20 protein-coding genes are annotated in these 24444 nt (G+C 68.3%); 11 read left to right on the forward strand and 9 right to left on the reverse strand.

Annotated elements, in window-relative coordinates; translation table 11 throughout:
- The first annotated feature begins 124 nt into the window (after positions 1 to 124).
- Positions 125 to 472: a surface attachment protein Sap1 gene (gene sap1 / locus WS95_RS16255; RefSeq protein WP_034208724.1), complete on the forward strand. Its 348-nt coding sequence runs from the start codon at positions 125 to 127 to the stop codon at positions 470 to 472.
- A 189-nt stretch (positions 473 to 661) separates the two neighbouring features.
- Entirely contained in the window at positions 662 to 1216 is a 555-nt protein-coding gene (locus tag WS95_RS16260; protein ID WP_059501487.1) for a YaeQ family protein, read from the forward strand.
- Between the two features lie 21 nt (positions 1217 to 1237).
- Here the strand turns inward: WS95_RS16260 and WS95_RS16265 are convergent, their stop codons facing one another.
- The gene (locus tag WS95_RS16265; protein ID WP_034208723.1) at positions 1238 to 1651 is read right to left on the reverse strand and encodes a VOC family protein; all 414 of its coding nucleotides are present in this window, start codon (positions 1649 to 1651) and stop codon (positions 1238 to 1240) included.
- Between the two features lie 430 nt (positions 1652 to 2081).
- Between WS95_RS16265 and ada the strand changes: the two genes are divergently transcribed.
- The 3 genes from ada (at position 2082) to gshA (ending at position 6210) form a co-directional block, all read left to right on the forward strand.
- Entirely contained in the window at positions 2082 to 3176 is a 1095-nt protein-coding gene (ada, locus tag WS95_RS16270; protein WP_059780731.1) for a bifunctional DNA-binding transcriptional regulator/O6-methylguanine-DNA methyltransferase Ada, read from the forward strand.
- Positions 3173 to 4132 (forward strand): DNA-3-methyladenine glycosylase family protein, encoded by a 960-nt coding sequence (locus tag WS95_RS16275; RefSeq protein ID WP_059824666.1) that lies wholly within the window; start codon positions 3173 to 3175, stop codon positions 4130 to 4132. The genes ada and WS95_RS16275 overlap by 4 nt, the downstream gene beginning before the upstream one ends.
- Positions 4133 to 4596: 464 nt before the next feature.
- Positions 4597 to 6210: a glutamate--cysteine ligase gene (gene gshA / locus WS95_RS16280; RefSeq protein ID WP_059824667.1), complete on the forward strand. Its 1614-nt coding sequence runs from the start codon at positions 4597 to 4599 to the stop codon at positions 6208 to 6210.
- Positions 6211 to 6279: 69 nt separating this feature from the next.
- Here the strand turns inward: gshA and WS95_RS16285 are convergent, their stop codons facing one another.
- Complete coding sequence (locus tag WS95_RS16285; protein WP_059824669.1) at positions 6280 to 6597, reverse strand: DUF4148 domain-containing protein; 318 nt, start codon at positions 6595 to 6597, stop codon at positions 6280 to 6282.
- 473 nt (positions 6598 to 7070) lie between these two features.
- Here WS95_RS16285 and WS95_RS16290 point away from each other — a divergent pair, with 473 nt between their 5' ends.
- Positions 7071 to 8711 (forward strand): L-lactate permease, encoded by a 1641-nt coding sequence (locus WS95_RS16290; RefSeq protein WP_059824670.1) that lies wholly within the window; start codon positions 7071 to 7073, stop codon positions 8709 to 8711.
- A gap of 99 nt (positions 8712 to 8810) precedes the next feature.
- Here the strand turns inward: WS95_RS16290 and WS95_RS16295 are convergent, their stop codons facing one another.
- Positions 8811 to 9737 (reverse strand): LysR family transcriptional regulator, encoded by a 927-nt coding sequence (locus WS95_RS16295; RefSeq protein WP_059824672.1) that lies wholly within the window; start codon positions 9735 to 9737, stop codon positions 8811 to 8813.
- Positions 9738 to 9967: 230 nt separating this feature from the next.
- On the opposite strand from WS95_RS16295, the gene WS95_RS16300 reads away from it, so the two are divergent.
- Both WS95_RS16300 and WS95_RS16305 read left to right on the forward strand, forming a co-directional pair.
- Positions 9968 to 12139, forward strand: coding sequence for a phosphocholine-specific phospholipase C (locus tag WS95_RS16300; RefSeq protein ID WP_059780736.1), 2172 nt, complete (start codon positions 9968 to 9970; stop codon positions 12137 to 12139).
- A 212-nt stretch (positions 12140 to 12351) separates the two neighbouring features.
- The gene (locus tag WS95_RS16305; RefSeq protein WP_034208715.1) at positions 12352 to 13077 is read left to right on the forward strand and encodes a phosphonate utilization associated transcriptional regulator; all 726 of its coding nucleotides are present in this window, start codon (positions 12352 to 12354) and stop codon (positions 13075 to 13077) included.
- Between the two features lie 91 nt (positions 13078 to 13168).
- Here WS95_RS16305 and WS95_RS16310 read toward each other — a convergent pair whose 3' ends face one another.
- The 5 genes from WS95_RS16310 to WS95_RS16330 all read right to left on the reverse strand — a co-directional run bounded on the left by WS95_RS16310 (position 13169) and on the right by WS95_RS16330 (position 19804).
- Positions 13169 to 14557 carry an FAD-dependent oxidoreductase gene (locus WS95_RS16310; protein WP_059824674.1) on the reverse strand — a complete coding sequence of 463 codons (1389 nt, stop codon included), beginning with the start codon at positions 14555 to 14557 and terminating at the stop codon, positions 13169 to 13171.
- A 102-nt stretch (positions 14558 to 14659) separates the two neighbouring features.
- A complete protein-coding gene (locus tag WS95_RS16315) occupies positions 14660 to 15790 on the reverse strand; it encodes a 2-aminoethylphosphonate--pyruvate transaminase (RefSeq protein WP_059824675.1) in 1131 nt (376 codons plus the stop codon).
- Positions 15791 to 15837: 47 nt separating this feature from the next.
- On the reverse strand, positions 15838 to 17565 hold the full coding sequence (locus WS95_RS16320; RefSeq protein WP_059824677.1) for a putative 2-aminoethylphosphonate ABC transporter permease subunit: 1728 nt from the start codon (positions 17563 to 17565) through the stop codon (positions 15838 to 15840).
- The gene (locus WS95_RS16325) at positions 17562 to 18653 is read right to left on the reverse strand and encodes a putative 2-aminoethylphosphonate ABC transporter ATP-binding protein (RefSeq protein ID WP_059824773.1); all 1092 of its coding nucleotides are present in this window, start codon (positions 18651 to 18653) and stop codon (positions 17562 to 17564) included. The genes WS95_RS16320 and WS95_RS16325 overlap by 4 nt, the downstream gene beginning before the upstream one ends.
- A gap of 95 nt (positions 18654 to 18748) precedes the next feature.
- Positions 18749 to 19804 carry a putative 2-aminoethylphosphonate ABC transporter substrate-binding protein gene (locus tag WS95_RS16330; protein ID WP_059780740.1) on the reverse strand — a complete coding sequence of 352 codons (1056 nt, stop codon included), beginning with the start codon at positions 19802 to 19804 and terminating at the stop codon, positions 18749 to 18751.
- 208 nt (positions 19805 to 20012) lie between these two features.
- Here WS95_RS16330 and phnA point away from each other — a divergent pair, with 208 nt between their 5' ends.
- Together phnA and phnY are read left to right on the forward strand one after the other, a co-directional pair.
- A complete protein-coding gene (gene phnA / locus WS95_RS16335) occupies positions 20013 to 21251 on the forward strand; it encodes a phosphonoacetate hydrolase (protein WP_034208709.1) in 1239 nt (412 codons plus the stop codon).
- Between the two features lie 27 nt (positions 21252 to 21278).
- Positions 21279 to 22733 carry a phosphonoacetaldehyde dehydrogenase gene (gene phnY / locus WS95_RS16340; protein WP_034208708.1) on the forward strand — a complete coding sequence of 485 codons (1455 nt, stop codon included), beginning with the start codon at positions 21279 to 21281 and terminating at the stop codon, positions 22731 to 22733.
- Between the two features lie 171 nt (positions 22734 to 22904).
- Here phnY and WS95_RS16345 read toward each other — a convergent pair whose 3' ends face one another.
- A complete protein-coding gene (locus WS95_RS16345; protein ID WP_059824679.1) occupies positions 22905 to 23720 on the reverse strand; it encodes an alpha/beta fold hydrolase in 816 nt (271 codons plus the stop codon).
- A gap of 81 nt (positions 23721 to 23801) precedes the next feature.
- On the opposite strand from WS95_RS16345, the gene WS95_RS16350 reads away from it, so the two are divergent.
- Positions 23802 to 24416: a CGNR zinc finger domain-containing protein gene (locus tag WS95_RS16350; protein WP_059824680.1), complete on the forward strand. Its 615-nt coding sequence runs from the start codon at positions 23802 to 23804 to the stop codon at positions 24414 to 24416.
- Positions 24417 to 24444 lie beyond the last annotated feature (28 nt).

Raw genomic sequence — 24444 nt, forward strand, 5'->3', positions numbered from 1 at the left:
GCGGTCGCACAACAAAGGTGCTTGCTATCGTTTGCCGGTCTTCTAAAGTGAAAAACGCGGGTTCACGATCACCTTTAAACACATAGCTAACCCAGCCTGGTGCCCGCAAGCCTGGAGACAGAACATGATCAAGCGTACCGGTGTCCTTTTTGCCCTTGTCGGCGCATTTTGCGCTGTGTCGATTGCCCAGGCCGGCGGCGATTCGGCCGTCAAGCCGAAGCAGGAAATCCAGCTGACGAAGAACGCATGGGGCTGCCTGTCGAAAGACAATCTGGACTCCGTACTGAGTCACGAACGCGACGGCAAGTCGCAGGCGAAGCAGCAGTACTTCGACGACTTCCGCTGCCTGTCGGTGCCGGAAGGCCAGCGCTTCCGCGTGGTATCGGTCGACCAGGGCGACGTGCAGTTCGTCAGCGCCGACAACAGCGACCAGCAAGGCCTCTGGACCGATTCGCGCTTCGTCAAGCAGTAACCGTCCACTCACCGCGCCGTCGCAGGACGCGCGAGCGCGCCGGCCCGACGGGCCGGCGGCGCGAATCGAACACGGCCCGGCCCATGCCGGGCCGTTGTGCTGTGGATCGCGCATGCCGCACGCCGGACGGCGCGCATTCGGTATCATCACGGCCCGACCGAACCGAATGCCCGCCCGGGCCGCATCCGCATGGCGCTGAAATCCACGATCTACAAAGCCGAACTGCAAATCGCCGACATGGATCGGCATTACTACGCCGATCACGCGCTGACGGTGGCGCGCCATCCGTCGGAAACCGACGACCGGATGATGGTGCGCATCGTCGCGTTCGCGCTGTTCGCGCACGAGCGGCTCGAATTCTGCAAGGGGCTGTCGGACGTCGACGAGCCCGATCTGTGGCAGAAGGACCTGACGGGCGCGATCGACGTATGGATCGAGGCCGGCCAGCCGGACGAACGGCGCATCTCGAAGGCGGCCGGCCGTGCCGGGCAGGTCACGGTGATCGCCTACGGCGGCAAGACATCGGAGATCTGGTGGCAGGGCGTGCGCAGCAAGGTCGAACGGCTGCGCAACGTGCAGGTGCTGTCGCTCGCCGACGGCGTCGCGGCTGCGCTCGGGCGGCTCGCTGAACGCACGATGCGCCTGCAGTGCACGGTGCAGGACGGCGCCGCGTGGATCTCGAGCGCCGATCACGATCCAGTCGCGGTCGAGTGGACGGTGCTGAAGGCGCGCGCCGACGCGTGACGGCCCGCGCGCCGGCCGTGTTCAGCCGAGTGCGGCCGGCGGCCCCTTGAATTCGACCATGTTCCCTTCTGGATCGAACAGGTAGATCGACGGCCCGTAGCCGCCGGCCCCGTAGCGTTGCGCCGGCGCTTCCGGCCGCGCGCCATGCGCGGCGAAATGGGCGATCAGTGCGTCGGGGTCGAACGGCTCGACCCGCAGGCACAGGTGGTCGAGGTTGCGCCCGGTGCCGGGCGGGCCGCTGTCGGGGCGGTCGATCGGGCCGCCGACCGCCAGCAGGTCGATCAGCGCATCGCCGGCGCGCAACTGCACGAGGCCCAGGTCGGGCTGCTCCTTCTCCACATGGCAACCGACGGCGTCGCAGTAAAAGCGTGTCATGGCCGCCATGTCGGTCACGCGCAGCACGATGTGATCGATTCCGCGGATGGTGGGCTTCATGGGCGGGAACTCCTTCGCAGTCGACGAGCATCGAGTGTAGACGCATCGCGCCTGCGCTGCCGGCCGGACCGCGCCACAATCGACGGACGAAAAAAAGCCCGTTCACGCAGAGCGGAACGGGCTTAATCCATATCAGGAGGAGACATGGAGGAGACAGTTCCAACTATACACACGGCGATGGTGCGACGCAATATTCCGATTGCAAAAAAACGTCAGGACGACGATTTGTCGCATCCGCACTGCAGCAAAATGATGACGCGGCGATGACGAAAGCCACGCGGGAGCGGCTGTCGCGCGCGTTTCGTCGGATTTATTTTTAGTGATCAGGCCCCGATTCATCGGCACGAATCACAGAGCAAGATTCAGGGCGCGACGGCATGCGCCGATGTCTAGAGTAGGCACCGTCTACACTAGAGAGTGCGAGGTTCAGATGAAAACCGCCTATCCGACCGACGAGGCCCGCTGGGCCGCCGTGACCGAACGCGATCCGCATGCGGATGGCGCGTTCTTCTATGCCGTCAGCACGACCGGCGTGTTCTGCCGCCCGACCTGCGCGTCGCGCCAGCCGCGCCGCGAGAACGTGTCCTTTTTCGCCGATCCGGCGGCCGCGCGCGCGGCCGGCTTCCGGCCCTGCAAGCGTTGCCAGCCGGAAGGGCTGCCGCGCGAGCTGGAAATCGTCAATCGCGCGTGCGCGGTGCTCGACGCGCACGCCGAGCGGCTCACGCTGCAGCAGTTGAGCGACGCGGTGCACGTGAGCCCGTTCCACCTGCAGCGGCTCTTCAAGCGCGTGGTCGGCGTGTCGCCGCGGCAGTACCAGGCCGCGCAGCGCGGCGCCGCGCTGCGGCAGGCGCTGCAAAGCGGGCAGCCGGTCACGCAGGCGGCCGTCGACGCGGGTTTCAACTCGCCGTCGCGGCTCTATGCGTCGGTGCCGCGCGAGTTGGGGATGGCGCCGTCGTCCTTCCGCCGCCAGGGTGCGGGCCTGCGGATCGACTACGCGACCGCGTCGACGTCGCTCGGCACGGTGCTCGTCGCCGCCACCGAACAGGGCATCTGCCGGATCGCGTTCGGCGACGACGCGGCGTCGCTCGTCGGCGAGCTGAAGGACGCGTTCGCGCGGGCCGAACTGATCGAATCGCCGGCCCGGCTCGCGCCGTTCGTCACGCAGATCCGCGCGTACCTCGACGGCACGCGGCACGCATTCGATCTGCCGCTCGACATCGCGCCGACCGCGTTCCAGCAGCGCGTGTGGGAAGCGCTGACGCATATCCCGTACGGCGAGACGCGCAGCTATTCGGAGATCGCCGAGGCGCTCGGCTCGCCGCGCGCGGTGCGGGCGGTCGCGTCCGCGTGCGCGTCGAATCCGGTCGCGCTCGCGATCCCGTGCCACCGCGTCGTGCAAAAGGGCGGCGCGCTCGCCGGCTATCGCTGGGGCGTGCGCCGCAAGGCGACGCTGCTTGCGGCCGAGGCGCGTCATATCCACGACAACGACGAAGCCGAAGTCGAGACGGAGGGCAGTGCGGTTTGAGTATCGAGACGACAACGATCACATCCATTGCTGACGGCGGCCCAGTGCCGCCGTCCGCGCAGATGGAGCTGCGCTACAAGGCGCCGTACGACTGGGCGCGCGTGCTGCGCTTCTTCAGCGGGCGCGCGATTCCGGGCGTCGAGCAGGTCGCCGACGGCGTGTATCGCCGCATCGTCGATCTGCACGGCATTGCCGGCCGGCTGACCGTCGCGAAACACCCGCGCAAGCATTGCCTGATCGCGACCGTCGAAGGGGCGCTCGCGCGTCACGTCGACGATGCATTCGCCGCACGCGTCGCGACGATGTTCGATCTCGGCGCCGATCCGGCCGCGATCGGCGGCGGGCTCGCGCGCGATCCGTGGTTCGCGCCGCTCGTCGAGGCCGCGCCGGGGTTGCGCGTGCCGGGCGCGTGGTCGGGGTTCGAGCTGGCCGTGCGCGCGATCGTCGGCCAGCAGGTGAGCGTGAAGGCCGCGACGACGATCGTCGGCCGGCTCGTCGAACGGGCCGGCGAACGCGTGATTCATGAAGACGACGGCGCGCCCGCGTGGCGTTTCCCGACACCCGACGCGCTGGCCGCGTGCGATCTCGACAAGATCGGGATGCCCGGCAAGCGCGTGGCGGCGCTGACCGGCGTGGCGCGCGCGGTGGCGGCCGGCGACGTGCCGGTCGACCGCGCGCATGCCGATCTCGCGACGCTGCGCAGCGCATGGCTCGATCTGCCCGGCATCGGCCCGTGGACCGTCGAATACATCGCGATGCGCGCGTGGCGCGACCCGGACGCGTGGCCGGCATCCGATCTTGTGCTGATGCAGTCGATCGCCGCGCGCGACCCGGCGCTCGACCGGCTCACCAGCCAGAAGCGCCGCACCGAAGGCTGGCGGCCGTGGCGCGCGTATGCGGCGCTGCATCTGTGGAACGAAGTGGCCGACCGGGCGGGCGGCGCGCGCGGCGGGTAAGCGCGGCGGCCCGCCACCGGCGCGACCGCAACGCGGCCGGGCTGCAACCCGTTGCGCACACGACGCCGGCATGCGGCAAGCGCCGGCGTGACGCGGCGCGTCATGGCGAGTTCGCGCGTCCGGCGTCGGCCGGGCGTCGCGCGTGCGATGCGTGCACACGCGTCGTTTCGCGATCCATGCGGCGGCGAGGTTGCACCTGTCGCCATCCGTTCGTCGTTCGCGTTCCGTCCGACGAATGGCGCCGGCCGGCGTGCCGATCGGCGTCGTCCGGAAGCGGCGATACCGGCCGGGACGACCGCGCCCGGCCCGTCCGACGGCCCGCTCAGGCCCGCGCGCCGTGCCCGCGGCCACCTCAAGCGCGGGTTCCGGCGAGATGTTAAAGTGCCCGCTACCAACGAAGCGACCAACAATCCAGCCGGCCGCGCGCGGCGTTCTGCGCGCGGCCGTCACGCACTTGCGTCTCCATGTCGAACACCATGACTCACCGCCAGTCCGAACTGCTGCTGAATCGCCTCGACGCGCTGAGCTCGGGCCCGACGCGGCAGCATCTGCCCGACGGCCTGCGCGGCATCGAAAAGGAAAGCCTGCGCGTGACGCGCGACGGGATGATCGCGTTCACGCCGCATCCGCGCGCGCTCGGTTCGGCGCTCACGCATCCGGCGCTGACGACCGACTATTCCGAAGCGCTGATCGAACTGATCACGCCCGCGGAGCGCGACGCCGCGCTCACGCTCGAACGCCTCGACGATCTGCATCGCTACGTCTATGCGTCGCTCGGCGACGAGATGCTGTGGAGCGACTCGATGCCCGGCCTGCTGCCGGCCGACGACCAGATCCCGATCGCCGACTACGGCACGTCGAACATCGGCCGTTTGAAGACGGTGTACCGGCGCGGCCTCGCGTATCGCTACGGCCGCACGATGCAGTGCATCGCCGGCATCCACTACAACTACTCGCTGCACGAGGAAGTGTGGCGGCGCCTGCATGCGGAAGAAGGGTCGACGGCCACGCTCGTCGATTACCAGTCGGAACGCTATCTCGCGCTGATCCGCAACTTCCGCCGCCGCAGCTGGCTGTTGATGTACCTGTTCGGCGCGTCGCCCGTGCTCGACACGAAGTTCCTGCGCGGCAAGCCGCACGCGCTCGAGACGTTCGACGCCGATACGCTGTACCGGCCGTATGCGACCAGCCTGCGGATGAGCGATCTCGGCTACTCGAACACGACGGCCCAGGCCGCGCTGCACGTCGACTACAACACGCTGCCCGGCTATCTCGACGCGCTGTCGAAGGCCGTCAGCGAGCCGTATCCGGCGTACGAGGCGATCGGCACGCATCGCGACGGCGAGTGGATCCAGATCAACACGAACGTGCTGCAGATCGAGAACGAGTTCTACTCGACGATCCGGCCGAAGCGCGTCACGTATTCTGGCGAGCGGCCGCTGCACGCGCTCGCGTCGCGCGGCGTGCAATACATCGAAGTGCGCTGTCTCGACATCGATCCGTTCGAACCGACCGGCATCGCACTGGAGACCGCGCGCTTCCTCGACGCGTTCCTGCTCGCCTGCGCGCTCGACGAAAGCGCGCCGCTCGACTGCGACGCGTACAAGGAAGCGAACGCGAACTTCGGCAGCGTGACGCTGGATGGCCGCAAGCCGGGGCTCGCGCTGATGCGCGACGGCCAGCCGGTCGCGCTGCAGGCGTGGGCGGACGCGCTGATGGCCGATATCGACATCGTCGGCCGCCGTCTCGACGACATTCGCGGCGGCGACGAGCATGCGCGCGCGATTGCCGCGCAACGCGAGAAGCTCGCCGATCCGGAGCGCACGCCGTCCGCGCGCGTGCTGCGCACGATGCGCGACAACGGTCAGTCGTTCCTCGCGTTCGCGCTCGCTCAAAGCGAGGCGCATGCCGCGCATTTCCGCGCGCACCCGCCGTCGGCCGACACGCTGCGCGCCGAGCAGGCGCTCGCCGCGAAGTCCCTGGCCGAGCAGGCCGAGCTCGAAGCGAAGGAGGCCGGATCGTTCGACGCGTTCGTCGCCGCCTATCGCGCCTATACGCTGAATCGCTTCAGCGTGTGACGATCGCGCAAGCGGCCGGCGCACGGTGCGCCGCGCCGCGATGCGACTGCAATTCCGTTCCGTCGACGATCAGTGATGGGCGTACGTGCCGCGATCGGCCGCACGCGGCAGCGCCGGCCCGGCCGATTCCGCATGGGTCTGGCCATCGCCGCCGTAACCGGCAGCGTCGCCCTCGCCGCGCGCCTGCGCCGCACGTTGCATGACCGCCTGCATGTTCCGCGGAAAGTCGGGGCTGCTGGCGAGGCTCGTCCGGTAGCCGGCGGCCTGCAGTTCCACGAGCTCCTGGCGGACCTGCGTGCGCGTGAGCGTCGACGCGGCTTGCGCGTGAGCGGCGAACGCCGCGCCGATCAGCACGAACGCGCATGCCGCGTGTTTCTTCATCATCATCGTGTTTGCTCCGTGGGGTTCCGGTGCCGCGCCATCGCCGGCGCGGCCGGAAACGATGCAGCCAGTCTAGGCTTCGGATGCCAAACGAAACATCCTCGCGGCTGGCAGTCACCTTTTCCGGTCGCGCAACATTGCGCGGCCACCGGCGAGCCGGCTGCGACGGGTTTTCTGTCGAACGCGACAGCGGCACGCCATCAGCCTGCCATCGTGCGGCGGCGGGTCCGCACGGGCTCGCCCGCATCGGGCTTCTCCCCCTTGTACAAGCGCGTCGCGCCTCCTAACCTCTTTTAAGCGACCGATCGGTTGGCCGCGCAACGTCGTTGCGTACGCAAGCGCCCGATCGCGGTCGCGACTGCAGGACATCGACTTGTACCGAGCCCGGCGCATCGACATGCGAACCCGGGCCGGCCGCACAAGGCATGGGACCCGGGTACGCGCCGAAGCGCCCACTCGGGTCGACATCTGGAGACACGATGAATCCCACCGACGCCCTACCGCCCGGCATCGTCTTCGCGCAACCGTTGACGCCGGTCGCCCATTCGCTGCTCCTGTCGTTCCTCGTCGCGACGATCCCGATCGCGGTCGCGCTGATCGCGCTCGGCGTGCTGCGCCGCCCCGCGTGGCAGGCGTCGCTCGCGGGGCTCGTCGCGGGCCTCGCGGTCGCGATCGGCGCGTGGGGGATGCCGGCCGGGCTCGCGTTCAACGCGGTCGGCGCCGGCATGGCGCTCGCGGTCGTGCCGGTGATGTGGATCGTCTTCAACGCGCTGCTGCTGTACAACATCGCGGTGAAGTCCGGCCGCTTCGACCAGTTCCGGCAGTGGATGCTCGACAACCTGCCCGACGATCGCCGCCTCGTGCTGCTCGTCGTCGCGTTCTCGTTCGGCTGTCTGCTCGAAGGGATCTCCGGGTTCGGCACGCCGGTCGCGATCACCAGCGCGCTGCTGATCGCGCTCGGCTTCCCCGCGCTCGAAGCGCTCACCTATACGCTGCTGTTCAACACGGCACCGGTCGCGTTCGGCGCGCTCGGCGTGCCGATCACCGTGCTCGGCGCGGTCACGTCGCTGCCGCCCACGACACTCGCGCAGATGGTCGGCCGCCAGCTGCCGTTCTTCGCGCTGCTGCTGCCGTTCTACGTGGTCGGCGCATACGGCGGCTTGCGCTCGATCGCGAAGCTGTGGCCCGCGCTGCTCGTGTCCGGCGGCAGCTTCGCGATCGCGCAGTTCGTCACGTCGAACTTTCTCGGCTACCAACTCACCGACGTGCTGTCGTCGCTCTCGTCGCTGATCGTGACGATCGGCTTCCTGCAGCTGTGGAAGCCGCAGCCCGATCCGCAATACGCGCTCGCGCGCAGCGTGCCGGCCGCGGCCGGCGCCGCGCGCGCGGGCTTCGGCGGCTGGCTGCCGTGGCTCGTCGTGTCGGTGGTCGTGATCGTCTGGGTGCACGCGAACATCGCGGCGATCGGCGACGTGAAGATCAAGTGGCCGGGCCTGCACAACGCGGTGTACGTGTCGCTGTACCACAAGCCGTATGCGGCGATCTGGGATTTCCAGCCGCTCGGCACGGGCACCGCGATCCTCGTGTCGGCGATCGTCACGGCCGCGCTGACGCGCACCGGCCCCGGCGCGTTTGTCGAATGCGTGGTGAAGACGTGGCGGCAGACGTGGATCGCGATCGTCACGGTGATGATGATCGTCGGGCTCGCGTACCTGCTGAACTACTCGGGCATCAGCTACACGCTCGGCACCGGCGTCGCGTCGACGGGTGCGCTGTTCCCGCTGGTGTCGGCGTCGCTCGGCTGGATCGCCGTGTTCCTGTCCGGCAGCGACACGTCGGGCAACGCGTTGTTCGGCAACCTGCAGGTCGTCGCCGCCCGGCAGCTCGGCCTCGATCCGGTGCTGATGGCCGCGACCAACTCGTCGGGCGGCGTGATGGGCAAGATGATCTCGCCGCAGAACATCGCGACGGGCGTGTCGACGACGGACCTGAAAGGGCGGGAGGGTGTCGTGTTCGCGCGAACCTTCTGGCACAGCGTGATCCTCACGCTGCTGCTCGGCGTGCTGGTGTTCCTGCAGCAGCACGTGCTGACCTGGATGATTCCGGCGCTGCCGAAGTGACGCGCGGCGCCACGACAGAAGGAAGGCACGAGGAAAGCAACGAGGGAAGGCGCGGGAAAAGCGCCACGTAGTGGGCGGAAGCGGCGAACGCGCGGCGGCTCAGCGCGCGTTCGCCCGCCGCATCGTTCGTCCGGGTTCAACCGCATCGACCGCGCCGGCCGCTTCGCCGTCGTTCGGCAGGATGCACGCGAGGAACGCGTCGATCGCGGGGCTCTGGCGGCGCGCTTTCAGGTAGTACACGTATTCGTCGATCGTCGTATCGACGCCGCGCAGCGCGATCACGCGCAGGTCGGGATGGCGCTCGGCCTCGCCGCGCGGAAACAGGCTGCCGCCCACCCCATGCAGGATCGCCTCGCGAATCGCTTCGCGGCTGCCGATCTCGGCGACCGAGGCGGCCGCGACGCTGGCCGCCGCGAGGATCGTCTCCGTGCAGCGGCGCGTGACCGAGCCTTCCTCGCGGATCAGCAGTCGCACGTCGGCGAGCTGCGCCGGGTCGATCGCATCGAACCGCGCGAGCGGATGACGGCGGTGCACGACGAGCACCAGCGGATCGGTCGAGATGACCTTGCGTTCGAGGCCGTCGGCGTCGTTGCGCTGCGACGAGACCGCGAGATCGATGCGGAACTCCTGCAGCGCCTGCAGGATTTCCTCGGAGTTGCCGATCCGGCACGTCAGCGCGATCGACGGATGCGCGCTCGAGAAGCGGCCGACCGCATCCATGATGTAGTACGGGCCCGTCGCGCCGATCCGCAGGTGGCCTTCGAACAGGCCGCCGACGTTGCGCAGCATGATGTCGGCCTGCGCCTCGAGCGCGATCATCTTCTCGACGAGCGGCAACAGCTCGATGCCCGTCTCGGTCACTTCGAGCTTGCGGCCGCTGCGGTAGAACAGCTCGACGCCGTACAACTGCTCGACCTGCCGGATCTGCGCGGCAATCGTCGGCTGGCTCACGCCGAGGTGGCGCGCGGCGCGCGTGATGCTGCCTTGCCGGACGGTCGCATGGAACGCCTTCAGCTGATCGAACACGTGTCGGCTTCTCCCCCCTCTTCATCGCGCGTCAGCGTAGCGTACGCATGTGTCGGCCGCATGAAAGGCGCGTCGTGCGCGGCTTCGAAAAAAAGCTGGGGATGAGCGCAAGAAACCTGCGGGAACCGGTCACGGCCGGGACATGCCGGTGCGGGGTAATAACGGCGACGCAGAAACGCCGGCCCCGCTCGCCCGGCGACCCCACTCCCCACGACCACAAGGCTCTCTTCATGTCCTCGAACAATCGACGCGATTTCCTGCGCCTCGCCGCGCAGTCGGCCGGCGCGATGGCCGCCTATGCGGGCTTCCCGCCCGCGATCCGCAATGCGCTGGCGATGCCGGCCGCCTATCGCACCGGCACGATCCGCGACGTGGAGCACGTCGTGATCTTCATGCAGGAAAACCGTTCGTTCGACCATTACTTCGGCGGGCTGCGCGGCGTGCGCGGCTTCGACGACCCGCGTCCGCATCTGCTGCCGAACGGCGCGCCGGTGTGGCAGCAGCCGCCGGCGTCGGTGTTCACGAAGAACTACCATTCGCGCGGGCTCGATCCGTCGGCGCCGTACGTGCTGCCGTTCTATCTCGATCCGAAGCAGACGACCGAATTCCAGCCGGGCACCAACCACGGCTGGAGCAGCGGGCACCTGTCCTGGAACAACGGCCAGTGGGATCAGTGGGTGAACCAGAAGCAGGACGTGCTGACGATGGGCTACCTGAAGCGCCAGGATCTCACGTACCACTACGCGCTGGCCGACGCGTTCACGATCTGCGATTCGTACTTCTGCTCCGCGCATGCGGACACCGCGCCGAACCGCATCTACCTGTGGACCGGCACGGTCGACTCGCGCAACGTCTACGGCAGCGCGCCGAACGGCCCGGGCATCGGCGAGCGCAACGACGTGAACGGCTACACGTGGACGACCTACGCCGAACGCCTGGAGGACGCGAAGATCAGCTGGAAGGTGTACCAGGGCGGCACCGGCATCCCGGGCGACCCGACCGACAACTACACCGACAACTCGCTGATGTTCTTCAAGCGCTTCCAGGTGAAGGAAGGCGCGAGCGGCCCGCTGGTCGACAAGGGCGCGTCGAACCACACGCTCGCCGAACTGAAGGCCGACGTGCAGGCCAACCGCTTGCCGCAGGTGTCGTGGATCGTGTCGCCGTACAAGTACAGCGAGCACCCGCAGGCGTCGCCGACCGACGGCGCGTTCTACATCAACATGGTGCTCGAGGCGCTGACGTCGAACCCCGAGGTATGGGCGAAGACGGTGTTCATCCTCAACTACGACGAGAACGACGGGCTGTTCGATCACGTCGTGCCGCCGGTGCCGCCGGTCACGAGCGGCGTGGGCGGCCAGGGCATCGTGTCGTCGAACCTGCTGTCGAACCTCGGCGACGAGCTGCTCGACCTGAACAAGTACCCGGGCGAGATGAGCCCGCTCGTGCCGGGCGCCGATCCGGGCGGCATCCAGCCGATCGGCCTCGGGCCGCGCGTGCCGCTGATCATCATCTCGCCGTGGACGAAGGGCGGCTGGGTCTGCTCGGAGACGTTCGACCATACGTCGGTGCTGCGTTTCCTCGAAGCGCGTTTCGGCGTGAAGGAGCCGAACATCAGCGCGTGGCGCCGGTCGATCTGCGGCGATCTCACGTCGGCGTTCGACTTCTCCGCGCGCCCCGACACGCGCACGGTGAGCTTCACGGTGCCGCAGCACATCGCGACGGCCGGCCAGGCGTACCAGGTGCCCGCGCAGCAGTCGATGCCGGCGCAGGAACCCGGCACGCGTCCGGCGCGTGCGCTGCCGTACGAGCTGTTCGTGCACAGCCGCGTGGGCGCGCACGACGATACCGTGTCGCTCGACTTCGCGAACACCGGCGACGCCGGCGCCGCGTTCTACGTGTACGACCGCCGCAACCCGGCGACGCCGCCGCGCCGCTACGCGGTGTCCGCGCACGACCGCTTCGTCGATACGTGGAGCACGTCCGCCGCGCGCGGCGAGTACCATCTGGCCGCCTACGGCCCGAACGGCTATCTGTGCGAGTTCCAGGGCAATACGCGGCTCGCCGCGGACGGCCGCCACGCGAACCCCGAAGCGAAGATCGGCTACGACGTGCGCAACCGTCACGTGTACCTGCAACTGCGCAACAGCGGGCGCGCGACCTGCCGCGTGACGGTCGACAACGCGTACAGCCATGCGCAGGCACGCACCTACACGCTGGAGCCGGGCGAGCGCGTCGAAGGGCACTTCGAGCTGTCGTCGAGCCACGGCTGGTACGATCTGACGATCACCGCGACCACGCTACGCGGCGGCGACGACAAGGTCGTGCGCCGCTTCGCGGGCCACGTCGAGACGGGCCGGCCGAGCCACAGCGATCCGGGGCCGGTGAAGCGCACGGCCTGACGGCTGCGCAGGCGTCGCGCGAAGCGGGGCGGTTCCCCGCAGCGCGCGAGCGCCGCGTGCCGGTTGCATGCCGGCCGGGGTCCGCCCGTGTGCGGGCACGCGGGATTGGCTTTTGGAAACTGAAAACTGTTGACAATATGCCGGGGTGAGGGTATACAAGGATCATTCGCCGATATGGCGCCGTCGTTTCACCCCAGCCCGCTGCCCCGACCATGACTGCCCCGAACGCGCTCAGCGCCATCGAACTCCTGCAAAGCCAGTCGCTCGCGATGATCGTCCAGGACATGCTCGAGCGCGCGATCGTCTCCGGCGAATACGCACCGGGCGAGAAGCTCAACGAAGTCGAGATCGCGACCAAGCTGAACGTGTCGCGCGGCCCGGTGCGCGAAGCGTTCCGCGCGCTCGAGCAGGCCGGCCTGCTGCGCAACGAGAAGAACCGCGGCGTGACCGTGCGCGTCGTGCCGCTGCGCGAGGCCGAGGAGATCTACGAAGTGCGCGCGATGCTCGACGAATCGGTCGCGCGCGCGCTCGCGAAGCGTATCTCGCCCGACACGCTGAAGGTGCTGAAGGGCATCATCCAGTCGATGAAGGACGCCGCGAAGGCGCACGACGTCACGCGCTACACCGAGTTGAACGTGCAGTTCCACGACGCGATGGTCGTCGGCGTCGGCAATACGCATCTCACCGATACCTACCGGCGGCTCGTGCGCCAGCTCGGCTTGCTGCGTCAGGCGGCGATCGAGGCCGAGGAGGATGCGATCGCCGTGTCGGCGGCCGAGCACGACAAGATCGTGCAGGCGCTCGCGGCCGGCGACGAGGAAAAGGCCGTCGCGCTCGTGCGCGAGCACGTCGCGCACGGCCTCGCGCGGATGCGCCGCACGCACGAGCAGGGGTTGCCCGCGGCGGGCAAGGCGGCGCGGGAGAAGGCTGGCGCATAAGCGTCGGCGATGTTCGCGCGGGCTGCCGCGTATCGGCAAAGGGACGCGTCGCCGCGTCCCTTTTTCGTTGCGCGTTCGGGCCGACGCATCGTCACGCCTTGTCGGCCTTCCCCGCCGCGCTCGCCAATTTCGCGAGCCACGTATCGACGACCGACGGCTGCCGGTTCTCGTCTTCCGCGCGTTCCTTGCGGCGAATCGCGTTGCGCACGACGTGCGCGCCGACGTAGCGGATCGGCTCCGGCGGAAAGTGGCCGAGCGGGCCGCGCACGAGCGGGCTGCGCGTCCACGCGTTGTCGAGGCCGAGCACGAGCGACGACAGGATCTGCCCGCCCATGTAGGTTGGCCCGACGCCGTTGCCCGAATAACCGAACCCGTAGAACACGTTCGGCGCGCCGTCGAGGCGGCCGAAGAACGGGAAGCCCGTGACCGAACGATCCGACGGCCCGTTCCAGCTTGCCGTGATCGGCACGTCCGCCAGCGACGGGAAGAACGCGCGCAGGCTCCGTGTGAGCTGCGCCTCGTACGGCGAGCGGCGGTCGAACACCGGCGCGATGCGGCTGCGCCACGAGAACGTGTTGCCGCCCTTGCCGAGCATCAGGCGCCCGTCGGCCGTCGTTCGGTAGTAGTAGACGAAGATCCGCGAATCGAGCACCGACACGCCGTCCACGAGCCCGGTCCGCTCGAGTAGCTCGGGGCATTTCTCCGTGATCACCATGTCGCTCGACACGACCGCGATCGTGCGTTCGAACTGCGGGAAACGGCTCGCCATCCACGCATTGATCGCGAACACGAGCTTGCCCGCCGTGACGCTGCCCGACGGCGTGCGCACGACGGCCGGCTGGCCGGGCGTGAAGTCGAGCATCGGCGTACGTTCGTAGATCCTGATGCCCATCGCGCGCGCGACGCGGCGCAGCCCGCGTACGAGCTTGCCGGGATGCACGGTCGCGGCGATCGGCGAGTAGACGCCGTCGAGATTGCGCGCGGAGCCCGAGCGGCGCGCGACTTCGGCGGGCGGCAGCGGCTCGTAGCTGTGGATGCCGCACGCGGCGAGTGCGTCGAGCACCGGCGCGAGCGTACCGACCTGCGCGTGGGACGTCGCGGTGTACAACGTGCCGTCGAGCCGCAATTCGGCATCGACGTCGTGCGCGCGGCAGAAATCGGCGATGTGCTGCACCGCCGCTTCCGACGCCTTCACGAGCCGGATCGCCTCGGCTTCGCCGAACAGACGCCGCAGCGTCAGGAATTTCGCGGACCAGGTGAGCAGGCAGCCGCCGTTGCGCCCGCTCGCGCCGGCGCCGCACAGGTCGGCTTCGAGGATCGCGATGTCGAGCGCGGGGTGCTGCTGCTTCGCCTGGATCGCGGTCCAGAGGCCCGTGTAGCCGCCGCCGACGATGCACACGTCGGCCTGCGTCGCGCCTTGCAGCGCGGGGGCGAGATCGCCGTCGTTGAACAGCGCTTGTTCGATCCAGAAGGGGCGCATCGGAAGGTTCGTCGATAAGGTAAGGGGCCGCGCGACGCACGGCCGGGAAAACGGGCGGCCGCATGCGCGTGCGCACGCGGCCGGGTGCCTCGCGTCACCTCGTCATGCCGCCGCTTCGGCCGATACGCGGCGCACGCCCATCGCTTTCAGCGTGTCGGCAATGGCCGCGACGGCGCCCGGAATCCCGGCTTCGCCGAAATGGCCGATGCAGCCGACGCGGAACGTCTCCACTTCGGTCAGCTTGCCCGGATAGAGAATGTAGCCGCGCTTTTTGACCTCCTGATAAAACCGCTTGAAATCGTAGTTCGGATCGTCCGGCGCATGGAACGTGACGATGATCGGCGCCTGGATCGCCGGATCGAGGAACGGCCGGAAGCCGAGCGCGCGCATCCCGTCGATCAGCGCGCGACAGTTGCGCTGATAGCGGCCGCCGCGCGCGGCGAGTCCGCCTTCGTCGACGTATTGCGCGACGGCCGCGTCGAGCGCGGCGACCACGTGCGTCGGCGGCGTGAAGCGCCACTGCGTCGTGCGCTGCATGTAGACCCACTGGTCGTACAGGTCCATCGCGAGCGAGTGGCTGTTGCCTTCGCTGCGTTCGAGCACGCTGCGCTTCGCGATCACGAAGCCGAGCCCCGGCACGCCTTCGAGACACTTGCCGGACGCGGCGATCACCGCGTCGAACGGCGTCGTGCGCGCGTCGATGTCGATCGCGCCGAACGAGCTCATCGCATCGACGATCAGCGCGCGCCCGTGCTTCGCGACGGCCTGCGCGACGTCGTGCAGCGGGTTCAGCACGCCGGCGCCCGTTTCGCAGTGGACGAGCGCGACGTGCGTGATGGTCGGATCGGCGGCGAGCGCGCGCTCGACGTCGGCCGGATCGACGCGGCGATCCTCGCGGTAGTCGATCGTCGTCAGCCGGCGGCCGAGCACGCGGCAGATCTTCGCGAGGCGCTGGCAGTACGCGCCGTTGTTCGGCACGAGCACGTGGCCGTCGCGCGGCACGAGCGTGCCGATCGCCGCCTCGACCGAGAACGTGCCGCTGCCCTGCAACGGCACGCATTCGTGCGTGCCCTCGCCGTGCACGATCTGCAGCAGCCGTTCGCGCAGCCGCGCGGTGATCGCGTTGAAATCGCCGTCCCACGAGCCCCAGTCGCGCAGCATCGCGTCGCGCGTGCGGTCGGAGGTCGTCAGGGGGCCGGGGGTGAGCAGGATGGGCTGGGCGGCGAGCGTCATGGTGTCTCCTTGATGAAGTCGGGACGTCACGGGAATACGGCGGGAACTCAACGGCGATGCGGATGGCGCCACGCCTGCGTACGGCGCAGCAGGCGATGCGAGATGCACGCGAACAGCACGCATGCGAACGACGAAGTCGCGAGCACGAGCGTGGCCATCGCGGCGGCCGGGCCCATCTGGCCCGCGTCGTCGAGGTTCAGGATCGCGACCGAGGCGGGCTGCGTGTCCGGCGAGTACAGGAACGCGACGGCCGACACCGTCGTCATCCCGTTGACGAACAGGTAGCGCGCGATCAGCAGGATCGCGGGCAGGCACACGGGCACCGTCACGCGCAGGAAGGTCTTGTAGAACGGCACCTTCAGCGATGCCGACACCGCCTCGAACTCGCCGTCGATCTGCCTGAGCGCGGTGACGGCCGTGAGGTGGCTCGACGCGTAGTAGTGGACGACCGTGACGATCGCGAGCAGCCACAGCGATCCGTACAGCCCGTTCAGCGGATTGCCGGGCGCGTTGAACAGGAAGATGTAGCTGATGCCGAGCACGAGCCCCGGCACGCCCATCGGCAAGATCGCGCACAGGCTGATGAAGCCGCGCAGCCAGCGCGCGCCGCGGGTCTTCTCGATCAGGTACGCGGCGCCGAACACGACGATCGTGCCGCCGAGGGCCACCGTCGCGGCCATCCGCAAGCTGTTCCTATACGCGTCGAAGATGCCGGCCGCGATCAATCCCATCCGGTAGTGCTGCAGCCCGAGACTCATCTGGTACGGCCAGAACTTCACGAACGACGCGAACACCGAGATGCCGACCACCGCGATGAAGAACGCGCACACGAGCGCGCAGTACGCGAGCATCGCGGCGTCGAAGCCGCGCGACGGCTTCGGCTGGTACGGCGTCGAGCGCGCGCCGAGCTGCGACTGCTGGCGACGGCGGACGAAGAGGTCGATGCCGAACGCGACGAGCGCCGGGCACAGCAGCATCAGGCTCACCACCGCGCTGCGGTTGAAGTCCTGCAACCCGATGATCAGCTTGTAGATGTCGGTCGACAGCACGTTGTACGAGCCGCCGATCACGACCGGCACGCCGAAGTCGTTGATGCACATCGTGAACGCGACCATCGTCGCGCTGATCAGCCCGTACTTCGCGCCGGGCAGCGTGATCGTGAAGAACTTGCGCATGCGACCCGTGCCCATCGCGTCGGCGGCCTCGTAGAGCCGGCCGTCCGCGAGCGACAGCGCGGTGACGAGGATCATCAGCACGTGCGGGAACGACGCGTACACCATGCTCAGCACGATGCCCGGCAGCCCGTAGATCGAATGGCCGTGCAGCAGCGGCTTGAGCAGCCCCGCGTTGCCGAACCAGTAGATGAACGACACGGCCGACAGCAGCGTCGGCGCGAGCAGCGGCAGCAGCGCGATCGTGCGCGCGGCGTTCTTCAGCGGCATGCACGAGCGCGTCAGCGCATACGCGAACGTGAACGCCATCGGCACGACGATCGCCGTGACGAGCGCGCCGACCGTCAGCGAATGCAACATCGAGCGCAGCACGCCGCTGTCCTCGAGATACTCGACGAAGTTGTGCGCGCCGACGAAACGGCCGTCGGCGTCGACGAAGCATTTCTGCACGACGAGCGCGAGCGGCAGCAGCAGGAACAGCGACATCAGCGCGGCCATCGCGAAGAGCGCGAGCTGGGCGATGCGGTCGTGCCAGTGCGTGATCTGTCGCACGTCGGTGGGGGCGGACGTGCCGCGGCGGCGCTCGGTCAGGACGGTGCTCATTGCAGTCGCTCCTTCGCGCACGGGAACACGCGGACATGCTCGCGATCGAGCGCGAGGTCGATGCGCGCGCCGGCCTGCACGCCGGTGCGGTCGATGTCGCGATACGACAGGTCGGCGACGATCTCCTGGCCGTCGAGCCCGTCGATCCGGAAGCTCACGCGGCAGAACGCGCCGAGGAATTCGAGCTTCTCGACGCGGCCGGCCAGCACGTTGTCGGGCGTCTCGCCCGGCACGCGGATGCGCAGGTCCTCGGGCCGCACGTAGACCGACACCGCCGCGCCCTGCGCGGGGCGGGCCGCACCGTGGCGGCAATCGAGGCCGACCGCGCCCGCGCGCAGCGTGCCGTCGTGCGCGACTTCGGCGGGAATCGTGTTGACGCGGCCGATGAAATCCGCGACGAACGGCGATGCCGGCTGCCGGTAGATTTCGAGCGGGGTGCCGATCTGTTCGATCACGCCGTGGTTCATCACGACGATGCGATCGGCCATCGACAGCGCTTCTTCCTGGTCGTGCGTGACCATGATCGTCGTCACGCCGAGCCGCTGCTGCAGCGCGCGAATTTCCTGGCGCAGCCGCACGCGCACGCGCGCGTCGAGCGCCGACAGCGGCTCGTCGAGCAGCAGCAGGCCGGGCGACGTGGCGAGCGCACGCGCCAGCGCGATGCGCTGCTGCTGACCGCCGGACAATTGACCGGGGTGCTTGCGATGGCTGTCGGGCAAACCGACCAGCGCGAGCAGCGTATGCACGCGCTCGTGGATCGCGTCGCGCTTCATCTTGCGGTTCACGAGCCCGTACGCGACGTTGTCGTACACGGTGAGGTTCGGGAACAGCGCATACGACTGGAACACGATCCCGTAGTCGCGCAGTTGCGGCGGCAGCCGCGAGATGTCGCGGCCGTCCTGCATGATGTGGCCGGCGTTCTGCGTCTCGAGCCCCGCGATGATCCGCAGCAGCGTGGTCTTCCCGCAGCCGGACGGCCCGAGGAAGCAGATCATCTCGCCCTTCATCACGTTCAGGTCGATGTCGGTGAGGACTTGCGTGTCGTTGTACCGCTTCTCGATGCGTTCTACGCTCAGATAAGGTGCCATGCGCGCCTCCATGGAGGGGCGGCCCCGGGGGCCGGGTTCGACGACGGAAAGGGTGACGCGGGGCGGCGTGCGGCGCGACCCCGCCGCGGGCAGCGTCATTGCTGCGCTTTCGCCCCGTAACGCTTCTGCCACGTATCGAGGATCGACTGGCGGTTCTTGGCCGACCACACGAAGTCGTTCTTCACGAGCAGGTCCGGGTAGTTGTCGGGGATGCCGGCCAGCTTGCGCGCCACGCCCGGATACGCGACGATCGCCCACCAGCGCGCGGTGATCTGGTTCGCTTCCTTGCTCGCCATGAAGTCGGCGAGCTTCCTCGCGGCGTCGGGCTGCTTCGTCGTCTTCATGATCGCCGTGCCTTCCATGTCCCAGCCGAGCCCTTCCTTCGGGAACACGAGATCGATCGGTGCGCCCTGCGCCTGCAGTTCGTGGCCGCGGAACTCGAACGAGATGCCGATCGGGAATTCGCCGGTGCCCGCGAGCGTGCACGGCTTCGAGCCCGAATGCACGTACTGCGCGACGTTCTTGTCGAGCGCGTCCATGAATTTCCAGCCTTTGTCGTCGCCGAAGGTCTGCAGCCATGCGGTCACGTCGAGGTAGCCGGTGCCCGACGACACCGGGCTCGGCATCACGATCGCGCCTTTGTAGACCGGCTTCGTCAGGTCTTCCCACGACGTCGGCTTCGGGATGTTCTTCGCTTGCGCGGCGACGCGGTTGTAGCAGATCGTCGCGCCCCACACGTCCATGCCGACCCAGTGCGGCGGCGTGTTCGCGTCGCTGTACTTGCGCGTGAGCTGGTCGAAGCCCTTCGGCGCGTACGGCATCAGCATGCCTTGCAGGTCGAGCAGCGTGAGGCTCGACGCGGCGAGGCCGAGCACGACGTCCGCGCGCGGGTTGTTCTTTTCCGCGAGCAGCTTCGCGGTGACCGAGCCGGTCGAGTCGCGCACCCAGCGGATCTCGATATCGGGGTTCGCCTTCTCGAACGCGTCCTTGTAGGGCTTCATCGCCTCGTCTTCCAGCGCGGTGTAGACGAGCAGCGACGTCTTCGCGTGCGCCGCCTCAGCGGCGCCGAGCGCGACGGCCACGGCCACGGCGACACGGGCCGCGCCAGTCGCCCATGCATGGAAACGCTTGTGTACCGGCACTTCGTTCATCTTCAGACCCCTTGACTGTGGCGCCGCGGCACGCGGCGGATGAGTGGAGACCAGCCCTCTTGCTGCACCGTTGTTTTGCTTTCTGTTCTCTGCATGTTGTTGACAATCTACAAATCGTCAATTTTAATGTCAAGCATGGAAAACACCTCCCTTCGGCGCGGCGCGGGCGCCGACGGCTCACCCCTTCGACCTGAAAGGAATGAACGTCATGACTGAAACGCCTGTATCCGTGGAAGTGAACGGCCGCCGCTACAACTGGATGAGCCGGCCCGTGGTGGTCGTCTGCGTCGACGGCTGCGCATACGAATATCTGGAAGAAGCCGCCGAGGCCGGCGTCGCGCCATTCCTGCGCACGTTGCTGAAGCCGGGCACGGCGCTCAAGGGCGAGTGCGTGGTGCCGAGCTTCACGAACCCGAACAACCTGTCGATTGTCACCGGCGTGCCGCCGGCGATCCACGGGATAAGCGGCAACTACTTCTACGATCGCGACACCGGCGCCGAGGTGTTGATGAACGATCCGAAGTACCTGGTCGCGCCCACCGTGCTCGCGACCTTCGCCGAACAGGGCGCGCGCGTCGCGGTCGTCACCGCGAAGGACAAGCTGCGCCGCCTGCTCGGCAAGGGGCTGAAGGGCATCTGCTTCTCGTCGGAGAAGGCCGACGAAGCGAGCATCGCGGAAAACGGCATCGACAACGTGCTCGAGCTGGTCGGCAAGCCGGTGCCGAGCGTGTACAGCGCGGACCTGTCGGAGTTCGTGTTCGCCGCTGGCGTGCGCCTGCTCGAGACGCGCCCGATCGACCTGATGTATCTGTCGACCACCGACTACGTGCAGCACAAGTGCGCACCCGGCACGCCCGGCGCGAACGCGTTCTACGCGATGATGGACACGTACCTGCGGCGCCTCGACGAACTCGGTGCGATCGTCGCGATCACGGCCGATCACGGGATGAACGCGAAGCACGACGACGAGACCGGCGAGCCGAACGTGATCTACCTGCAGGAGCTGTTCGACGAATGGCTCGGCCACGATGCGGCGCGCGTGATCCTGCCGATCACCGATCCGTACGTCGTGCACCACGGTGCGCTCGGTTCGTTCGCGACCGTCTACGTGCCGGCGACGGCCGATGCCGATGCGCTGCGCGCGCGGCTCGCCGCGGTCGACGGCATCGAAGTCGTGCTGACGGGCGCCGAAGGCTGCGCGCGCTTCGAGCTGCCGCCCGCACGGATGGGCGACCTGATCGTGATCTCGAAGCAGGACGTCGTGCTCGGCACGCGCCGCATCAAGCACGACCTGTCGGGCCTCGACGTGCCGCTGCGCTCGCACGGCGGGATCTCCGAACAGATCGTGCCGCTGATCTTCAGCAAGCCGGTCGCGACCGACGTCGCGGGCCGCGCACGGCTGCGCAATTTCGACATCATCGACATCGCGCTCAACCACCTGCAGTGACACGGACGCATCCGCCAGGAGACACTCATGAACGCCATTGCAGAATCGTCGGATGTCCGCACGCTTCGTCGTGAGGCACTGCGAATCGACGGTGAGAGGATCCACCGCGACGCGGTCATCGACGTGCGCAACCCGTACGACGGCGCGCTGGTCGGCACCGTGCCGAAGGCGACGCTCGACGACGTGCGCCGCGCATTCGCGGTTGCGCATGCGTACCGGCCGACGCTCACGCGCCATGATCGCGCGGCGATCCTGCGCCGCGCGGCCGACATCGTGCGTGCGCGCACCGCGGAGATCGCGGCGCTGATCACGGCCGAGGCCGGGTTGTGCATCAAGGATTCGACGTACGAAGCCGGCCGCGTGGCCGACGTGCTGACGTTCGGCGCCGGCGAAGTGCTGAAGGACGACGGGCAGATCTTCTCGTGCGATCTGACGCCGCACGGCAAGAAGCGCCGCGTGTACACGCAGCGCGACCCGCTGCTCGGCGTGATTTCGGCGATCACCCCGTTCAATCACCCGATGAACCAGGTCGCGCACAAGATCGTGCCGTCGGTGGCGACCAACAACCGGATCGTCGTGAAGCCGTCGGAGAAGGTGCCGCTGTCGTGCTACCTGTTCGCGGACATCCTGTACGAAGCCGGCCTGCCGCCGCAGATGCTGCAGGTGATCACCGGCGACCCGAAGGAGATCGCCGACGAGCTGATCACGAACCCGGCGATCGATCTCATCACGTTCACCGGCGGCGTGTCGATCGGCAAGTCGATCGCCGCGCGGATGGGCTACCGGCGCGCGGTGCTCGAACTCGGCGGCAACGATCCGATCATCGTGATGGAAGACGCCGATCTCGACGAAGCGAGCACGCTCGCGGTGTCGGGCTCGTACAGGAATTCGGGGCAGCGCTGCACGGCGATCAAGCGGATGCTCGTGCACGAGGCGGTGGCCGATCGCTTCACGGAGCTGGTCGTCGAGAAAACGCGTGCGTGGTCGTACGGCAATCCGTCCGATCCGTCGATCGACATGGGCACCGTGATCGACGAAGCGGCCGCGAAGTTCTGCGAGCAGCAGGTGAACGACGCGATCGCGCGCGGTGCGCGGCTGCTGGTCGGCAACGTGCGCGACGGCGCGCTGTATTCGCCGACGGTCGTCGATCGCGTGACGCCCGACATGCCGCTGGTGAAGCATGAAACCTTCGGCCCGGTGTCGCCGATCATGCGCTTTCGCGACATCGACGAAGCGATCCGGATGTCGAACAGCACCGACTACGCGCTGTCGTCGTCGGTGTGCACGAATCGCTTCGACCACATCACGCGCTTCATCACCGAGCTGGAAGTCGGCAGCGTGAACGTGCGCGAGGTGCCGGGCTATCGACTCGAACTGACGCCGTTCGGCGGCGTGAAGGATTCGGGGCTCGGCTACAAGGAGGGCGTGCAGGAGGCGATGAAGAGCTTCACGAATACGAAGACGTATTCGTTGCCGTGGTAAGCGACGTGTCACGCGCCCGCGCCGGCATCGCAGCCGGCGCGGGCGTGGTTCGATCGGCGCGTAGCGTCGGCCGATTCGCGTTTTTGCCGGGCCGCGACGCGTCGGTAGAATTCGCGGACCTCTCGAACGGCGCAGGCGTGCCGGTGTGGTGACGCGAGACGCGGTACCGGCTCAGCTCCGTGCGTACCCGTCGAGCACGGCCGCGACGATCGCTTCCGGCGCATCTTCCTGAACCAGGTGGCCCGCGCGAGGGACGCGGATCAGCCGGCCGTTCGCGATGCGATCGGCCAGGGCCTGTCCTTGCTCGAGCGGAATCCACGCGTCTTCCTCGCCCCACACGATGCGCACCGGAAAGTCCGGCGGCGCGTAGCGGGCCTCCGCTTCCTCGATGTAGCGCTGGCGCATCTGCGCGATCTGGCGATAGAACGCGGCTTGGCCGGCCGGCGTGAGCCACGGCGCACGGTGGATCGACAGCACGTCTTCGCTCAACGGCTGCGCGACCGCGTTGCCGAGATAGGCCGACAGGAGCGCACGATGCGCGTACGCGGGCAAGCCGGTGAACGCGGCTTCGTGCTGCGCGACGTGACGCACGAACGGCGAGCCTTGCGGCGCGATCGCGACCGGGTTCACGAGCGTGAGATCCGCATACGCGATGCCGTCGAGAAAATGCGCGCGCAGCACGGTTGCGCCGCCGTAGTCGTGCGCGAGCACGCGCGGCCGCGCGAGTTGCCATTCATTCAGCAGCGCGCCGAACAGCGCGTTCTGACGGCCCAGCGACACGTCCGCGTCCGGCATGTCGGACTGGCCGTAGCCGAGCAGGTCGTAGAAATACACGCGATGGCGTCGCGCGAGCCACGGCGCGATCCGGCGCCATACCTGCGACGAAAACGGCGTGCCGTGTACGAGCACGAGCGGCGGGCCTTCGCCGAGCGTGCCCCATGCAATCCGGTGGCCTTCGAAATCGAAGCGGTTCGGGAGTTCGAGCATCGGCTTCTCCGTGGTAACCTGTTTTTGTTGTTAACAGGTTACGCCGGATTTTCCGAATGTGAAACCGATAGGCGAGAATAAATGGTTACTCGATCCGACCCGGCGCGACACGGGCATGAATGGCGTGCGGCCGATTTCGTCGGCGGCCATCCGGCGCTCGATTTTCTGAACACCGTGGCCGACACCGGCAAGACGCGCGACGAGGACAAGCTCGTCGACTGGCCGGCCGTGCGCGCATGGGCCGCGAAAGCGGGGTTGCTGGCGCCCGACGATCTGGCGCGGCTGCTGCGTCATCCGCGCCAGGACGGCCCGGACGAGCTCGCGGCGCTGCACCGCTTTCGCGACGACGCGTACGTCGCGATCGCGCATCTGACGGACGCAGGCGGCGGCAGCGCGGGCGCGCGCGCGGCGGACCGGCTCGCGGCGGCGATCCGCGACGCGATCGGGCGTAGCGCGTTCGACGCCATCGGCGGCCGCTTCGCGTGGCGGCCCGACGCGCGCGCGGCGTCGCGCTGGATCGATGCGGTCGCGCTCGGTTTCGAGCATCTGATGCGCAGCGTCGATTTCGCGCGCGTGCGGCAGTGCGGCCGGTGTACGTGGTTCTTCGTCGATCGCGGCCGCGGTGTCGGGCGGCGGTGGTGCGACATGCGCACGTGCGGGAATCGCGCGAAGGTGGAGGCGTTCAGAGAGCGGTGACGCGTGCGTCGCGACGGTTGCCGCCCCG

This window comes from Burkholderia sp. MSMB1826, from assembly GCF_001526325.1.
Taxonomy (GTDB): Bacteria; Pseudomonadota; Gammaproteobacteria; order Burkholderiales; family Burkholderiaceae; genus Burkholderia.

Excerpts from the sequence above, each read along its gene's own strand:
- WS95_RS16350 (WP_059824680.1), top strand. The coding sequence starts at position 23,802 with ATGGTTACTCGATCCGACCCGGCGCGACACGGGCATGAATGGCGTGCG.
- sap1 (WP_034208724.1), top strand. The coding sequence starts at position 125 with ATGATCAAGCGTACCGGTGTCCTTTTTGCCCTTGTCGGCGCATTTTGC.
- WS95_RS16300 (WP_059780736.1), top strand. The coding sequence starts at position 9,968 with ATGTCCTCGAACAATCGACGCGATTTCCTGCGCCTCGCCGCGCAGTCG.
- WS95_RS16315 (WP_059824675.1), bottom strand. The coding sequence starts at position 15,790 with ATGACGCTCGCCGCCCAGCCCATCCTGCTCACCCCCGGCCCCCTGACG.
- WS95_RS16290 (WP_059824670.1), top strand. The coding sequence starts at position 7,071 with ATGAATCCCACCGACGCCCTACCGCCCGGCATCGTCTTCGCGCAACCG.
- WS95_RS16320 (WP_059824677.1), bottom strand. The coding sequence starts at position 17,565 with ATGAGCACCGTCCTGACCGAGCGCCGCCGCGGCACGTCCGCCCCCACC.
- gshA (WP_059824667.1), top strand. The coding sequence starts at position 4,597 with ATGTCGAACACCATGACTCACCGCCAGTCCGAACTGCTGCTGAATCGC.
- WS95_RS16345 (WP_059824679.1), bottom strand. The coding sequence starts at position 23,720 with ATGCTCGAACTCCCGAACCGCTTCGATTTCGAAGGCCACCGGATTGCA.
- WS95_RS16285 (WP_059824669.1), bottom strand. The coding sequence starts at position 6,597 with ATGATGATGAAGAAACACGCGGCATGCGCGTTCGTGCTGATCGGCGCG.
- ada (WP_059780731.1), top strand. The coding sequence starts at position 2,082 with ATGAAAACCGCCTATCCGACCGACGAGGCCCGCTGGGCCGCCGTGACC.
- WS95_RS16325 (WP_059824773.1), bottom strand. The coding sequence starts at position 18,653 with ATGGCACCTTATCTGAGCGTAGAACGCATCGAGAAGCGGTACAACGAC.
- WS95_RS16330 (WP_059780740.1), bottom strand. The coding sequence starts at position 19,804 with ATGAACGAAGTGCCGGTACACAAGCGTTTCCATGCATGGGCGACTGGC.
- WS95_RS16310 (WP_059824674.1), bottom strand. The coding sequence starts at position 14,557 with ATGCGCCCCTTCTGGATCGAACAAGCGCTGTTCAACGACGGCGATCTC.
- phnY (WP_034208708.1), top strand. The coding sequence starts at position 21,279 with ATGAACGCCATTGCAGAATCGTCGGATGTCCGCACGCTTCGTCGTGAG.
- phnA (WP_034208709.1), top strand. The coding sequence starts at position 20,013 with ATGACTGAAACGCCTGTATCCGTGGAAGTGAACGGCCGCCGCTACAAC.
- WS95_RS16260 (WP_059501487.1), top strand. The coding sequence starts at position 662 with ATGGCGCTGAAATCCACGATCTACAAAGCCGAACTGCAAATCGCCGAC.
- WS95_RS16265 (WP_034208723.1), bottom strand. The coding sequence starts at position 1,651 with ATGAAGCCCACCATCCGCGGAATCGATCACATCGTGCTGCGCGTGACC.
- WS95_RS16305 (WP_034208715.1), top strand. The coding sequence starts at position 12,352 with ATGACTGCCCCGAACGCGCTCAGCGCCATCGAACTCCTGCAAAGCCAG.